We start from the raw sequence: 14,624 nt of genomic DNA on the forward strand, positions 1-14,624 counted from the left end.
TTTTTTTAAAATCCTAAAAGCCACCTATTTCGACAGTTTTATAGCTTGTTATTCTATTTTCTTGACAATAACACCACCGTCTCCACATGTGTCGTATCCTGAAATAGCTTTAAAATATTTTTCTGTATCACTACTTAAATTTGTAATTTTAGAGCTTTTTTTGTTTGATAAAAGTATTAAATTTTCTAAGCCTAATTTATTTAAAACAAAACTGCTATGAGTTGAAATAATTATTTGACTAGATTCCTTATTACTATTTTCTTGTAGAATATCAATTAAATTATTCATGTTAGAATATGACAAATGGTTTTCTGGCTCTTCAATTAAAATTATTTTATCTTTATTTGTATTAAAGCAAGCTCAGTTTTTAATAAGCATTGTAGCTCTCTACCAGCATTGGAATATGGAATACTATCAAATTCCGTTATCATACTTGATTTCCATTGACTTATATTCAATAATATCTCCAATATCACATTGAAAATACTCACAAATCTTTCCTAATGTTTCTAGACTTACATTTTCGTTTCTTCCCATTTTTGCTATTGTCTTGGGTGTTGTTGCGATTGCACATTGTAAGTCTGTTTTTTTCATATTTTTATCTATTAATAACTTCCATAATTTGTTATATGAAAATCCCATATCATTCTCCAATTCTATATTTTACCTTTCTAAATGTATAGATTAACTATCTAATGAGAGCATATAATACAGATTCCTTTCAATAATATAATTTACTGCGTTAAACTTAGCAAAAAAATAAAGGCAGTCCGAAGATTGCCGATATTTATCTTTCTGCACCTTTGCTATGGCCTTTCTTATTTGACTTGGCTTTATCATCTGTCTTAAAGTTTTTTATTTGCCCTAATATAGACTTTTTATCTTTATCTTGACTCCTTACTTGTTCTTTTGCTTTTAATAGCTTAGAAGACAGAATACGAACATTTTTATGTTTCCTTTCATTGTTGCCAATATTAGTTTTTACTTCTCAGAAGATTTTAACAAAATCTCCTTGTTTAAGGTTCTCTAAATCTTTTGTCTTATCTCCATAGAATGGATAATTACCAAGTAATATATTTAGATTTAAACTCACAAAGCAAAAAGTAAAAATGAAGTAAATTCGAAGTAAGATTAATTTGAAAACTGGATAAAGAAGATTAACAGATATTATATTAAAACAATATTTCTCCGGTACTGGGACTGGGACGGGACTAAAAATTTGAAAACGTCCTATAATTAGGTGGATTTGGTGATATTAGAAAAATAGAATCTTGTATTTTGAATGGTTTAGGATATATCGTACGTTTGGAAAAGAAGAATGGGAGTAAAACTCCCCTGTGTGTGAGTTTTACCCGAAAAATAGCGCAGAGCGCGGAGAGCAGTGAAACTGCGATTTTCGGTAAGCACAAAAAAGTAAAACGCGTTTAAAATAAGTGGTTTTAAGGCCTTAAAAAGTTCAACTGGGACAAAATTGGGTAAAAAAATTTAAAAGAATAATTCGAGGAATGTTTCCAAGTGATTTAAAAAAATAAAAACTCTGGTCTTAGGGACTAGAGTTTTTTGTTTATAATATGAAAAGAGGTGTGCAATGGTTATTTTAAAGAAGATTTCATTTTCAAATGAGGAAGTTGTTTATGAATATTATCCGGAAGGAAAAACTGAATTTCCAGGGAAAATCGTCGCAGATTTAAAAGAAAGAAAAGTTTTCCTTAAAGAAATCTCACAAAAGGATTGCTATCGAAAAATACTTGGATCAGAACTTAATGATATGAGGGATAGCATAAATAATATGCGAGTTGAAAATGGAGAAGAACAATATACTGAAGAAGAATTGTCCCTTTGTGATCCTGATAAAGATTATGGTGGTTATGTATATTCAGAAAAAGCTCTATCTAAACTTGAAGAATTTCTTGAAACTAATAATTACAAAGATGAATGTATAGTTGCCTAGTATAAGCAAAAATTATGTTAGTAAATTTTATAGATTTTTAAAATTTTAATTCAAATAAATGTAAAGAAAAATTTACAGATATGAGGTGAAATTCAGCCATTCAAATATTTTTTCACAAGTATATTTGTGATAAAATACTAATTAAGGATACTTTATCTTAATAAAGAGAAAGTAATGGAGGAAATTATGATTGAAAAAATTATTGACGACAATGAAAATATATTGTGGCGAGGAAAGCCCAATGCCTTTCTTTATATTGTAGGCAACCCAAGCATTTATTTAATTGCATTAATTTGGGGGATCTTTGACTTCTTTTTTATTTCTACTTTTCTTAGAGAATTTAATTTTATACAAGGATTTTTTATAATTTTCTTTATAATTCATCTTTTCCCTGTTTGGTTTGCAATTTTAATGCCGATTTACAGGGTTTTAAATTATGGGACTATAGAATATGCAATTACAGACAAAAGAGTTTACATCAGCCAGGGGATTTTTGGAAGAGATGTAAATAATTATGAGCACAGAGAGCTTACAAACTTGAAAGTAGATGTAAATTTTATGGAAAACATTAAGGGACTTGGCACAATTATCCTAGTTTATAATGGCGAAGGGGGAAATTCACCTTACAGCTTTAAGGCTGACGCAAATAAATTTATTTCCATTGAAGATCCCTACGATGTCTACAAACTTCTTAAAAAAGTATCTCTCGATGTTGCAACAGACCAAGCCTATCCTAATGCCTATAGACCAAAAGAGAATGAAGGCTACAACACAAAATATAAAAGATAACTTAAAAGACAACAAAAAGGTCACTGAGAAAATTTTCATTTCAGAATTTTTTCAGTGACTTTTGATTAATGAGGGAAATTCCTGTAATATTTTATTTTAATAGAGCCTTCTTTGTGTTATTTTTTAATAAATAAGAATAAATAATAAGTTATAAGAAATAGTTGACAAGTGATGCGTATCCTATGTTACCTTCATAAATATTATTAGTTTTTGTTCCGGTACTGGGACTGGGACGGGACTAAAAATTTGAAAATGTCCTATAATTATATGGATTTAGTGATACTCGAAAAAATAGAACCTAGTATTTTGAATTGATTGGCATGTATCGGACCTTTGGAAAAGAAGAATGGGAATAGTCCCACCATCTAAGGGTGACCGATGCTTTTGCATCGGTCATTTTCGAGACGAAGCAAAGCTGAGTCCGAAAAACTAAGCGAGAAAACTCACGAGAGTTTTCGAGAGGACATCGCAAGCGATGTTTTTACGTCAGCCCCATATATCGAGCACGAAGTGCGAAGATAGATGGATGGAAACCCTTCTGCAGGGAAGAAAAGCCGACGCGACGAATAGGAGCGTTGGATTTTCTGATTCGCTAAATGGGATTGAAAATTATGTAATAATTTTCAAGTATACTTAGGAAATAGTAAACCGAAGATGAAACGGTCAAATATACTCGTTTCGAATATACGTCATTGTGGCGTGACTCGCGTACGCCTCATATCGGTTTTCTGTACTTAGTCTATTTCACCATATTTTCTCATAGATTATTTTTGAATATTATATAATTGGGCGTAATTGAGTAGTTTCTTTTAGAGATTAATCGAAGATAGATTAGGGAAAATAAGCAAGAAAATCATAAAGGATTTTTCAATTACAAAAAGATGAATATACCATTTCAGATTGGATAAAGATCAATTATATGATAATATAGTCCAATAATTAAAATATTTAAACAGGAGGATTGATGTATGTTATCAAAAATTAAATTGTGGTTTTTTAATCATAAGAATTTTTTAAGGATGTCAAGATTTTTAATTTTAACAGTGTCGCTTCTTTTAGTTACCTGGATTTTTGATCATCAATATATTGCAATTAAATCTTATATTCCCAAACAACTATTGTTGTCGGTTGAAGTTTCGGTAGATTTCCTTTCTAATATATCTGGAATATTTTTGACTATAAGTACTTTTTGTTTTACAATTATTGTCACTGTACTTAATAAATATAGCAGTAGCATATCACCTAGGATGCTTCAGAGTTTCATAGATAGGACCGGAGTTCTTGGTTTATATGGTATATTTGTCAGTGGTTTTTTCTATTCAGTAATCAGTATCCTATTATTGCAAGATATTGCTCCAGACCAACATGTTGTCGCTGGAAGTTTCGGAATTGCTTATTCCATAATTGCGATGCTAAGTTTTATCGCTTTCTCAAGACAGGTTCTTGATAATCTAAAAGTATCAAATATTATAGAAAATATTTTTAATGATTGCGAGAAACTTATTGATAAAGAGGTAGAACTAAGAAAAAAAGCTAAGCATTATGAAGAAGGCGACAAATCTACAAAGTTATCAATTGTAGCTGAGAGCTCAGGTTATTTATTTGAAATAAAATCAGATGATATTTTTAAAGAGCTTAATGGCATAAAAGCAGAATTTGTTATAAACAAGAGAATTGGTGAATACACAACCAAAGGAGAAAGTGTAGGGGAATTAATTATATTCCAATGCAAGTTAGATGATAATGATAAAAAAGAATTAAAAGAAAAATTAAGTCCATTGTTTATAATAAATGCTTACAATAATAGAGAAGAAGATTATCACCGTGGAATTGTAAACTTAACCGAAATCGCTAATATGGCCCTAAGCCCTGGCACAAATGACCCAAATACTGCAATAATGTGTATAAATAAAATGTCATCATTGCTTGGGAAACTCTTATCTACAGGCAATCATTTTATAATCCTGAAAGAGGACGAAGATGTAAAAATAATTTATCAAAGTTATTCTGTAAAGGACGAACTATATCTTGGTTTCAGCCAGATAATTTCCTATTCAGCAGGTGATCCTTTGGTTACCAAAGCGATTTTACAAGGGATTTATATCATATACATAATGGCAGATATGGGTGCTAAAAAAAGCATAAAAAGATTTTTTGATGATAGCTATGAAATTTTAATGGAAAATTTTACTCACGAAATTCATTTGGATATTTTTAAAAAAATAAAAAACAATATGGAAGAGCACGTAAGCTTATAGGAAAATACATCTGAATCCATTTGAATTTAAATGCATTCAAAATCAAATTAAAAACGTGGTCAATTAGTTTAGTATTTGTGGACCACTTTTCGATAATAACTCTGGGCCCATTTTCGGTTGATATTTACATGATGAAATATTTACGTTTGAGCTTAATGCATTTAATATAAGCAAAAAATAAATATCTTTAAATAAAAAATACGAAAAATTACTATTGAAAAACAATGATTTTGAACCTGTTTCAATATTAAAGGAAAATGGGACAATTTTTTTTAAAAAAATAGAAAATGATTTCAAACCAAAAAATCTATATGATAGATTTAATAATTACAGATCTACAAATTATAATTCTCCGGTACTGGGACTGGGACGGGACTAAAAATTTGAAAATGTCCTATAATTAGATGGATTTGGTGATACTCTAAAAAATAGAACCTAGTATTTTGAATGGTTTGAGATATATCGTACGTTTGGAAAAGAAGAATGGGAGTATTCGCAAAATTTTCTAAAATGGCTTGATTACAAGCTATAAAGAGAATAAAAAATGACTATTGGGGCTCAAATGGTACTGGTTAATAAGAATAATTAAAATAATAGTTCCAAGTGGTTTACATGAGGACAAAAAATTAGACCGTAGTTTTAGGCTGCGGTCTTTTTGCATACATATTTTTATTTTAAAAATCTTGATTTTATATAATTAGGTAGGTTGTTATAAATTAGATCATTAATTAAGTTGAATAAAATATTAAAAAATATAAAGGTAATAACAGTATATTTGGGGAAACATTTAAATTATATAGCAAACAAGTAAATTATGCGACAATAAATGTTGGTTTTAGTGTCGGTTTGAATAAGACTTAATATAAAATAAAATAAGCACTTCGTAAAAATCTTGAGGCACTGTTTTGTTTATAGATAAGTGGGAATTTTATATAATATATAGGGCTTGACATGTCCGTTGGGGACAGTGTTATCCTTCAATCAAAGGAGGTAGATAACCATGTTAAGAAGTGAAATTCAAAAAGAAACGGGTCTAACTAGGAAGGCAATAGAGTATTATGAGTATAAAGGACTTATCCATCCTCAGAAATCTGAGAATGGTTATAGAGATTATAATATAAAGGATTTAGAAATTCTGAAAAAGGTGTCTATATTTAGAAAATTGGGAATGAGTATCTCAGATATTTATCAGTGTATATCATCAGGTGGTGATAGTCTGTCTTCTGTTTTAAGGGAAAAGCAACATCAATTGGATCTTGATGAAAAAAGGAAAGCAATACTAGAAATGATTGTTAGAGGTGAAAGTAAAGAACTAATTAATGATAAAGTTTCACTACTTGAGATGGAAGAAACTATCTATGAAAAACTAGAAATTGCTTTTCCGGGATATTTTGGACAAATGTTGTTTGCTGCCTATCAACCATTTTTGAATGAGCCATTAGAAAATGATGTTAAGGTTTCCTTTTACAAATATATAGCTTATCTCGATAGGCTTCCTTCATTTGAATTAACTGAAGAAGAGAAAAAATATATTGAGAAGATTAGCTCACCCTTTGATATGAAAATCTTAAAAGATGTAAATCAGGCTAAAGTCGATGCTATTGAGAGTCCTGAAAAGTGGATGAAAGATAATGAAGATGTAATTTCTCAATATGAAACTTATAAAAATAGTGAAGAGTATCAAAATAGCATGATGAAACAGATCCAGGATAAGCTTAAAAACTTTATGAAGGAAAATCAATATTATGAAATAGCAATTCCACTTATTAGAAAATTTAGCAAGAGCTATGATAATTATTATAAGAAGTTGCTAAAGGCAAATAAAGAGTATTTAAATAATAAATATCAATAATCAGGTTCTATAATAAATAGTGCTGGTGATAATTCATCGGTACTATTTTTATATGGAGATTTGAAAAATAAGTATATTGGTCAAATTCCTATTATAATTTTTGTTTTAGAATTTTATGTTTGTACCATAAAAAAATATATGGTTTTAGCTATAAGACATAAACCATATATTTTTCATTTTTATTGACTTTAATTATTTGAAATGGAGCTTATTTTAAAACTCCAAATTTATAGTCGTTGTTCTTGAAATAGTCAATTACTTTAGGAAGGGCTTCGACTGTTAGCTCTTTTCCCTTTGAATCATGAGCGAGGACTACAGCAATTTTTGTGTTTTTATTTTTGTCTAAATTCTTTTTAACGTATTCAACTTGACCTTCAATTGTTGTTGGTCTTTCACTTCTCTTTTCTGCATCTCCTACTAGGGTATTCCAATCAATCCATTGAACATCTATTGAAGATAAGGCTAGATCAGCCTGGTCTGTATTTTCCCAAGACATATGTCCTCCGGGATACCTAAAGACTTTGGATTTAAAATCTTTTCCTAAAATTTTTTGCAATCTTTGGTTAGTTAGTTCAACTTCTTGTTTTATAATTTGTGGGTCACAAACTCTGCCTGGATATAATGTTTTATAGTCGTGGCTAAAAGAGTGATTTGCAATTGCATTTCCGTCATTTAATATCTGATGAATAATACCTGCATGAGATTCGTTAATTGATTTACCTACTAAAAAGAAGGTTCCATGTACATTATTCTTCTTAAGTATATCCAAAATTTTTGGTGTAACTTGTGTATTTGGGCCATCATCAAAAGTCAAAAATACAATTTTGTCATTACCTTTATAAGAATTATTTTCTATATAGGAATTAATTTTTTTTGCATCGTAAGCGTAGGAGCTTGCGATTTTTAAGTGATTAGAATTTTTAACTAAATAATGGTCTTTCAATGAATCAATTTTTAAAAGTGGAATTATTGAATCTTGTTTTTTGTCAAACATTTTCTTTTTAGTTCTTATACCTTGACTTTTTCCTATATACCAGGTCATGTCTTGAGATAACTCAACTTTAGAAAGTTTTGCATTATGAATCTTTCTGTTTGTACAAGATACTATAAGAAAAATAAGAAGAATCAGAGTTCCAACGGAAACCATTTGTCTTTTTCTTTTTCTTTTTTTTGCTCTTTTTCTTCTTCTTAAATATTTTTCGTCTTTTACTTCATCCATTATAAGCCTCCGTTAGTAACTATAACCCACAAAGGCAAAAGTTGCAAGAACAAATAGGTTACAGTTTTATTTGTTGTAAAAGTCATAAATCATATAAAGGGCATCTTCTAAATTAACAGGAGATTGTGGTGAAGGTTCTTGGTTAAAAATTCCATATCCCTTGGCATAAATGTAATATATTTCATAATCCTTTAAAGATTTTTGATTTTCAAACAAATCTTCTTTGAAAATTCCTTTTAATTTTAAAAATTCTTCATTAGAATTAATAGATATCAAAAGTTTTATAAGGTCTTTTTCTTTTATTTTTTTATCTAAATCCTCTTCATTTATATCATACTTTTTAAGTAAATAATTATCAACTTCAAAAGGATTATTTTGAAAAGATACAAGATTTATAAAATCTCTGGTACTTATAGGGTCTTTAAGTTTTTTATTGATAAGACCAATACCCATATCTTTTAGGTTATTTATAATATCCTTATTTTTTGCCTTATCTAAATCTGGATAGGAAATTTGGTCTTTAAAATCTACAATTTCACCATAAGATGATATTATAAATCCATCTTCTGAAATCGTTGGATTATCTGAAGTTTTTGTATGGTAAATTAAATCAATACCCTTGGAGTCTAATACATATTTTTTTGTAAAATAATTGGAAGAATAAAGTATATCTTGAGCTTCATCTACACTTAATTTATATTTATCCTTGGGGAAATTCGCCCTACTTTTATTACTCATGAAATATTGAACTTTTTTAGTCTTGCCGTTTATTTCAATATTAATTCCTTCACCTATTACATATCTATTATTTACATATCTTGGGAAAAATACAGTATTTGCATTAACTTGAGCCTTATCAAGAGAAATTTCTGAATCTTTATAATATTTTTCAGTAAAAGCTTTGGCGATTTTAATAACTTCTTTTGGATCCTCAATTTTCCCACTTTTATCATCTGAGGAAGTGTAAAAAGACAAAAGATTTAGGTTTTTGGCGTCAATAGAAACTTCTCCGCCTTTATTTTTGCTATAGTTTTCAATGAAATAAGTATAGTTATCATTTTGAGAAGTTAGTTTTACTTGAGATATTTTTATATCTTTACCAAGAATTTCTTTAGCTATTTTTAAAGCATCTTCCTTTGATTTTAGATTTTTTATGTTATCAAGGGTTTTTTCTTCTACATCAGTTAAGGAAGCTTTATCTACTGCTTCATCAGCGCCCTTATAAGTTGTTACATAATTTACATCGTCTTTTTTTAGCAACTGACCATTTTTAGCTGATATAGCTCTAAAATCTAAAGCACTATAAACTTTATTTACATTTTTGGAGTTTACCATATAAGCTTCTTGTAAAGGTTGGTATTTTTTTGATATTTCTATGGCTTTTTTAAGGCTTATCTTATCTTCTATCTTAAAATCTTCATCTTTTAGTAAAGATAATCCGTAGTTGTATCCGTCATATTTACTGAAATTAATAATCTTATTCTCACTTGGTGAATAAGTTATCTGAGCTTTATCTTCAAAAAAAGCAATATCATTTATATATCTGATGTAGGTAAATGTAATATTCTTTCTCTCATTTTCAATACTTATGTCTTGAAATTTATATTTATTAAAAAAGTTAGGATCAATTTTTTTAAGTAAATCTTCTGCAACTTCTTTTGCCTTTTTTCTATCTATACTGATATTTTCTGTATTATTATTTTCTCTATTAGAATAAGCTCTATAGTTAAAAATTTGACCATCTTGGGAAGTTGTAATACTTATATTGCCAAGATTTTCATCAGACCAATAGTAATTTAAAAGATTATTATTTTTCACCCTATCTTTAAGAAATTTTGGTAAATCACCTTTTTCATAAGCTTCTTCAGAAAAATTGAAGTCGCTATATTCCTTATCAATATTAAAGATGCTTTTTAGTCTTAAAACATCTTGTTTTTCCTTGTTTTGTCCATAGACAAAAGAAAAACTAAGTACAAAAATTAAAATTGGAATCAATAGTTTTTTCATAATATACCTCTCTTTTGTTTTTTTGTGTTAATTTGGAAAAGTAAATAAGTATAAAAAAAGGGCAGACCTATCCGCCCAAAAAAATATTTAAATTTCACTTTCTTCTTTATTTTTATCATCTTCAGCATTCAAAGCATTTAAAATCATATCAGGATCAATGCCATGAACCATAGCGGCTTCTTCAAGAGTTTCCATTTGAGAAGCAGGGCACATAATGCATCCCATACCAAAACTCATCAATGTTCCAATAGATTGTGGCTTAACGGAAAGTATTTCTCCAATTAGCATATCTTTTCTTAATTTCATCCTAACACCTCCATTTATATTATTATACCCAATAGGATATAAATTATCTGTAATTTAATTGTGATAATTTTCTGAAATTATTTTCTTTTAATAAAAAATATTATATCAATTAATTTTAGTAGAAATATAAAAATAGTTACTTCACTTTTTTATCCTGCAAGAAATTGTCTTAATTTTTATGATTTTAAAATAATAGAGTCATTTTTATTATAAAATTTGCACAAACTTATACTTTTTTAAGCTCTCTTATGTAAAAGAAATAAAAATTTATAAGCTAGAAATTTGACTTGTGAACTCATAAGTGATAATATATTTTCACCTTATTAAGAGTGGTGGAGTGAATGGGCACTTTGAAACCCGGCAACCTAATTGGTGCTAAATCCCACAGAGTTATTCTGAAAGATGAGGTTTTTTGTAACCTCTCTTTTAGAGAGGATTTTTTTATAGGAGGAATAAATGAAAAAATGGATTTTTACTTCAGAATCAGTAACTGAAGGCCATCCTGATAAAGTTTGTGATCAAATTTCAGATGCAATTGTTGATGAGATTTTAAAAGATGATAAAGATGCCAGAGTTGCTTGTGAAACAATGGCAACAACTGGACTAATATTAATAACAGGAGAAATAACAACAAAAACTTATGTAGATTTCACAAAAATTGCAAGAGAAGTTTTAGAGGATATAGGCTACAACAGAGCAAAGTTTGGTTTTGATGCAACAACTTGTGCAGTTTTATCTGCAATTAAAGACCAATCCGCTGATATTGCTATGGGAGTTGATAGGTTTAAAGATAAAAACTTTGATGAAGATGAATTTGATGCAATAGGAGCTGGAGACCAAGGCATGATGTTTGGTTATGCTTGTAAAGAAACTGATGAATATATGCCCTTGCCAATATCCCTAGCTCATAAATTGTCAAGGAAATTATCAGAAATAAGAAAAAATAATACTTTGGAATATTTAAGACCTGATGGCAAAAGCCAAGTGAGTGTTGAATATGAAAATGGAATTCCAAAGAGAATAGAAAATGTAGTAATTTCAGCTCAACATTCGCCTGATGTATCAATTAAAGATTTGAGAAATGATATTAAAAAAGAAGTTATAGATACAATACTTCCAAAAAATTTAGTAGATGAAAATACATCATTTTATATAAATCCCACAGGACGATTTGTAGTCGGTGGACCTATGGGAGATGCTGGTTTAACGGGTAGAAAAATCATTGTAGACACATATGGAGGCTATGCAAGACATGGTGGTGGAGCATTTTCTGGTAAAGACCCAACAAAAGTTGATAGATCAGCAGCCTATTATGCAAGATATATTGCAAAAAATTTAGTAGCATCTGGAGTTTGCGATAAAGTTGAAATAGGATTAGCCTATGCCATAGGTTTAGCAAGACCAACATCCATATATGTAGAAACTTTCGGCACAGGAAAAATTCCTGATAACGAAATTGAAAAACTTGTCAATAGACATTTTGACCCACGCCCTGCGGCTATAATTAAAAATTTAAATTTATTAAGACCAATTTATAGGCAAGTAGCATCTTATGGACATTTTGGTCGTAATGATTTAGACCTTTCTTGGGAAAAATTAGATAAGGTTGACGAGATTAGGAAAGATTTAAATTTATAATGCTTGAAGGAAAAAGAAAATATCCTGAAATCAACGCTTCATTGTTTAGATGGATACTCGGAATATTTGTATGTTATGGGTCTTTACTTGTAAGCTCATTAATAATATTTTTATTTAACATAGAAAACTTAATTATTCCAGCTCTTATTATGAGTTTTTTATCAATAATGGGAGCTTTAATAATTGATAAAAATATTTTAAGAAAATTATTTTTATTTCTAAATTTCAAAGATGTTATATTTGTATTTGTTGGGTTAATAATTTCTTTTATTTTTATAATATTTGCCTCTTTTGCAGCAACTTATTTTAAAATAGGAGGAGAAGTAAACCCTATATTCGGCTTGCTGGATAAATTTTCTAAAAGCGAGTTTCTAATATCTTCTGCAATTCAATTTATTGGAGAAGAATTGATGTTTGTCCTACCATTTTTATTCGTGATAAATAAATTTAAAAAAACACCCAAAATAATTAGAGTTTTTTTGGCTGTGATAATATCATCCTTATTATTTGGAGCGTTGCATATACCAACTTATAATTTTAATATTGTTCAAGCCTTAGTATTAATAGGTATAGTTAGAACAGGGATAACAATAACTTATATTTTCAGGAAAAATTTAACAGTTTCTTATATTGTTCACTTCTTGTATGATTGGATAATAATTTTAATGGCAATTAAATATAGTCCTATGTGATAATAGACCTTACAAAATATGCAAAATATTTTGTGAGGTTTTTTATATTTTATTTACCATATGAATATCTCTTAACTAAAATAAAAAAACCGAGATTAACTCTCGGTAATAAAAGGAGATTAATTAAAAGTGTTTTAAATAATCTAATAGTATATTAGCACAGTAAATAGTTTAATGCAAGTTTTTTATTATTTTTTTATTATACTAAATATAGAAAATAAAATTTTTGAAATTTCAACCATAAGTTTCTTATAGTTAATATTAATGCAAAAATCTATTAAAATATTGACAAAAACGTCTATTTTAGTTATGATTAGTATATCAATATAAGGATTAGCTGCATCAATTTGTGTGAGTTATTAACACTAACTCAAGAAACATTTTGAGTCCCGGTAAAATCTACAAATGAGTTTGTGATTTTTTCTGGGATTTTTTTTATTATCTTAGACTTTATTAAGATAATGCTTAAAATTCCTAGAATAAATCTTATGTGGTTACATTTTTATGAAAGGGATGGTAGTAGGTTGGACTTAAAAAATTATGTTGATGGACAAAAGGATAATATGCTCAAAACTTTGTCTGACGTTGTAAGCATTAATAGCGTTAGAGGGGAAGAAAAAGCTGATGCTCCTTTTGGAGAAGGTCCTAAAAAATGTTTAAATTTTGTTTTAGAAAAAGCTAAAGAATTAGGTTTTAAGACAAAAAATATGGACAACTATATGGGCTGGGCTGAACTAGGCGAAGGCTCTGAAATGATTGCTGTAATGGGTCATTTAGATGTTGTACCAGAAGGCAGTGGTTGGGACAAAGACCCCTTTTCTGGACAAGTTGAAAATGGAAATATTTATGGTCGTGGAACAATGGATGATAAAGGTCCTACCGTAGCTTGTCTTTATGCTTTAAAAGCCATTAAAGAATCAGGACTTCCTTTAAAAAGAAGAATTAGAATTTTATTTGGTACTAATGAAGAAACTGGTTCTGATGATATGAAATATTATCGTGAAAACGGGGGAGAAATTCCATTTTGTGGTTTTACACCTGATGGAGAATATCCAGTTATTAATGGAGAAAAAGGCATAATTAATGCTACTTTTAAAAAAGATTTAGACCAAAAATCTGATTTAATACTTAAAAAAATCAGCGGAGGAACAGCTTTTAATGTAGTTCCTGCTCATGCAAAAGCAGAATTTACTTGCCAAGAATCTCTAAAAAAAGAAATTTTAGCAGATAAAAAGTTTTCTGAAAAAATTAAAATAGAAGAAACTAAAGAGGGCTTTATAGTTGAAGCAAAGGGTCTTGAAGCTCATGCCTCAACTCCAGAAAAAGGTAACAATGCAATAGGAAATTTACTTATAGCTATAAAAGATTTTCCTATGGATAAAGAACTTAAAAAAGCTGTAGTTTTTTTGGCTGAAAAAATTGGTCTTGAAACTTTTGGACAATCTTTAGGAATTGATATTTATGATGACAATTCCGGAAAACTTTCATTAAATATGGGTGTAATTGAAGGAGATGAAAATTTTCTTGAAGTTAAACTTAATTATAGGTATCCAGTAACAAGGTCTTATGATGAATGTGCACCAATATTGGATAAGCAATTTGACCAAGTAGGCTTTAAGAAGATTTTTGAAAAGCATAAAAATTCACTTTTCGTAGATGAAAATACTGAATTTATAAAAATTTTGTTAGATGTTTATAAAGAACATACAAACTTTAAGCCTCATACAAAGTCAATAGGTGGAGGAACTTATGCTAAGGCTCTACCAAATATTGTTGCTTTTGGACCGATTTTCCCAGGAGATGATATTAGAGAACATCTTCCAAATGAATATTGGGAAGTTGAAAAAATTTTCTTAAATATGGAAATTTATGCAGATGCTATGTATAGGCTAGCTAATATGTAAGGGGGAGG

General features: G+C 28.9%; 12 protein-coding genes and 1 riboswitch. Of the genes, 7 read left to right on the forward strand and 5 right to left on the reverse strand.

The window, feature by feature from the left end:
- Positions 1–48: 48 nt before the first annotated feature.
- Together F594_RS09870 and F594_RS0101260 are read right to left on the reverse strand one after the other, a co-directional pair.
- Positions 49–288: a hypothetical protein gene (locus tag F594_RS09870; RefSeq protein ID WP_019034279.1), complete on the reverse strand. Its 240-nt coding sequence runs from the start codon at positions 286–288 to the stop codon at positions 49–51.
- A 126-nt stretch (positions 289–414) separates the two neighbouring features.
- A complete protein-coding gene (locus F594_RS0101260) occupies positions 415–642 on the reverse strand; it encodes a helix-turn-helix domain-containing protein (protein WP_019034280.1) in 228 nt (75 codons plus the stop codon).
- A gap of 946 nt (positions 643–1,588) precedes the next feature.
- Here F594_RS0101260 and F594_RS0101265 point away from each other — a divergent pair.
- The 4 genes from F594_RS0101265 (at position 1,589) to F594_RS0101280 (ending at position 6,850) form a co-directional block, all read left to right on the forward strand.
- Positions 1,589–1,951 (forward strand): hypothetical protein, encoded by a 363-nt coding sequence (locus F594_RS0101265; RefSeq protein WP_019034281.1) that lies wholly within the window; start codon positions 1,589–1,591, stop codon positions 1,949–1,951.
- Positions 1,952–2,137: 186 nt separating this feature from the next.
- Positions 2,138–2,740 carry a PH domain-containing protein gene (locus F594_RS0101270; RefSeq protein ID WP_019034282.1) on the forward strand — a complete coding sequence of 201 codons (603 nt, stop codon included), beginning with the start codon at positions 2,138–2,140 and terminating at the stop codon, positions 2,738–2,740.
- 968 nt (positions 2,741–3,708) lie between these two features.
- The gene (locus F594_RS0101275) at positions 3,709–4,998 is read left to right on the forward strand and encodes a DUF2254 domain-containing protein (RefSeq protein ID WP_019034283.1); all 1,290 of its coding nucleotides are present in this window, start codon (positions 3,709–3,711) and stop codon (positions 4,996–4,998) included.
- A gap of 1,000 nt (positions 4,999–5,998) precedes the next feature.
- Entirely contained in the window at positions 5,999–6,850 is an 852-nt protein-coding gene (locus F594_RS0101280; RefSeq protein WP_019034284.1) for a MerR family transcriptional regulator, read from the forward strand.
- Positions 6,851–7,058: 208 nt separating this feature from the next.
- On the opposite strand, the gene F594_RS0101285 is transcribed toward F594_RS0101280, so the two are convergent.
- The 3 genes from F594_RS0101285 to F594_RS0101295 all read right to left on the reverse strand — a co-directional run bounded on the left by F594_RS0101285 (position 7,059) and on the right by F594_RS0101295 (position 10,382).
- A complete protein-coding gene (locus F594_RS0101285) occupies positions 7,059–8,069 on the reverse strand; it encodes a polysaccharide deacetylase family protein (protein ID WP_019034285.1) in 1,011 nt (336 codons plus the stop codon).
- A 66-nt stretch (positions 8,070–8,135) separates the two neighbouring features.
- Positions 8,136–10,076 (reverse strand): YcdB/YcdC domain-containing protein, encoded by a 1,941-nt coding sequence (locus tag F594_RS0101290; protein ID WP_019034286.1) that lies wholly within the window; start codon positions 10,074–10,076, stop codon positions 8,136–8,138.
- Between the two features lie 87 nt (positions 10,077–10,163).
- Positions 10,164–10,382: a DUF1858 domain-containing protein gene (locus tag F594_RS0101295; RefSeq protein ID WP_004823894.1), complete on the reverse strand. Its 219-nt coding sequence runs from the start codon at positions 10,380–10,382 to the stop codon at positions 10,164–10,166.
- Between the two features lie 317 nt (positions 10,383–10,699).
- Positions 10,700–10,791: riboswitch (SAM riboswitch) on the forward strand.
- Between the two features lie 47 nt (positions 10,792–10,838).
- On the opposite strand from F594_RS0101295, the gene metK reads away from it, so the two are divergent.
- The 3 genes from metK to pepV all read left to right on the forward strand — a co-directional run bounded on the left by metK (position 10,839) and on the right by pepV (position 14,616).
- Positions 10,839–12,020, forward strand: coding sequence for a methionine adenosyltransferase (gene metK / locus F594_RS0101305; protein ID WP_019034288.1), 1,182 nt, complete (start codon positions 10,839–10,841; stop codon positions 12,018–12,020).
- Positions 12,020–12,712 (forward strand): CPBP family intramembrane glutamic endopeptidase, encoded by a 693-nt coding sequence (locus F594_RS0101310; protein WP_019034289.1) that lies wholly within the window; start codon positions 12,020–12,022, stop codon positions 12,710–12,712. Before metK ends, F594_RS0101310 begins: the two co-directional genes overlap by 1 nt.
- A gap of 461 nt (positions 12,713–13,173) precedes the next feature.
- Positions 13,174–14,616: a dipeptidase PepV gene (pepV, locus tag F594_RS0101315; RefSeq protein ID WP_211208577.1), complete on the forward strand. Its 1,443-nt coding sequence runs from the start codon at positions 13,174–13,176 to the stop codon at positions 14,614–14,616.
- Positions 14,617–14,624 lie beyond the last annotated feature (8 nt).

It is taken from the genome of Peptoniphilus lacrimalis DSM 7455 (assembly GCF_000378725.1).
GTDB classification, from domain to species: Bacteria; Bacillota; Clostridia; order Tissierellales; family Peptoniphilaceae; genus Peptoniphilus_A; species Peptoniphilus_A lacrimalis.

Coding starts and splice junctions, on each gene's coding strand:
- F594_RS09870 (WP_019034279.1), bottom strand. CDS start 288: ATGAATAATTTAATTGATATTCTACAAGAAAATAGTAATAAGGAATCT.
- F594_RS0101260 (WP_019034280.1), bottom strand. CDS start 642: ATGGGATTTTCATATAACAAATTATGGAAGTTATTAATAGATAAAAAT.
- F594_RS0101265 (WP_019034281.1), top strand. CDS start 1,589: ATGGTTATTTTAAAGAAGATTTCATTTTCAAATGAGGAAGTTGTTTAT.
- F594_RS0101270 (WP_019034282.1), top strand. CDS start 2,138: ATGATTGAAAAAATTATTGACGACAATGAAAATATATTGTGGCGAGGA.
- F594_RS0101275 (WP_019034283.1), top strand. CDS start 3,709: ATGTTATCAAAAATTAAATTGTGGTTTTTTAATCATAAGAATTTTTTA.
- F594_RS0101280 (WP_019034284.1), top strand. CDS start 5,999: ATGTTAAGAAGTGAAATTCAAAAAGAAACGGGTCTAACTAGGAAGGCA.
- F594_RS0101285 (WP_019034285.1), bottom strand. CDS start 8,069: ATGGATGAAGTAAAAGACGAAAAATATTTAAGAAGAAGAAAAAGAGCA.
- F594_RS0101290 (WP_019034286.1), bottom strand. CDS start 10,076: ATGAAAAAACTATTGATTCCAATTTTAATTTTTGTACTTAGTTTTTCT.
- F594_RS0101295 (WP_004823894.1), bottom strand. CDS start 10,382: ATGAAATTAAGAAAAGATATGCTAATTGGAGAAATACTTTCCGTTAAG.
- metK (WP_019034288.1), top strand. CDS start 10,839: ATGAAAAAATGGATTTTTACTTCAGAATCAGTAACTGAAGGCCATCCT.
- F594_RS0101310 (WP_019034289.1), top strand. CDS start 12,020: ATGCTTGAAGGAAAAAGAAAATATCCTGAAATCAACGCTTCATTGTTT.
- pepV (WP_211208577.1), top strand. CDS start 13,174: ATGCTTAAAATTCCTAGAATAAATCTTATGTGGTTACATTTTTATGAA.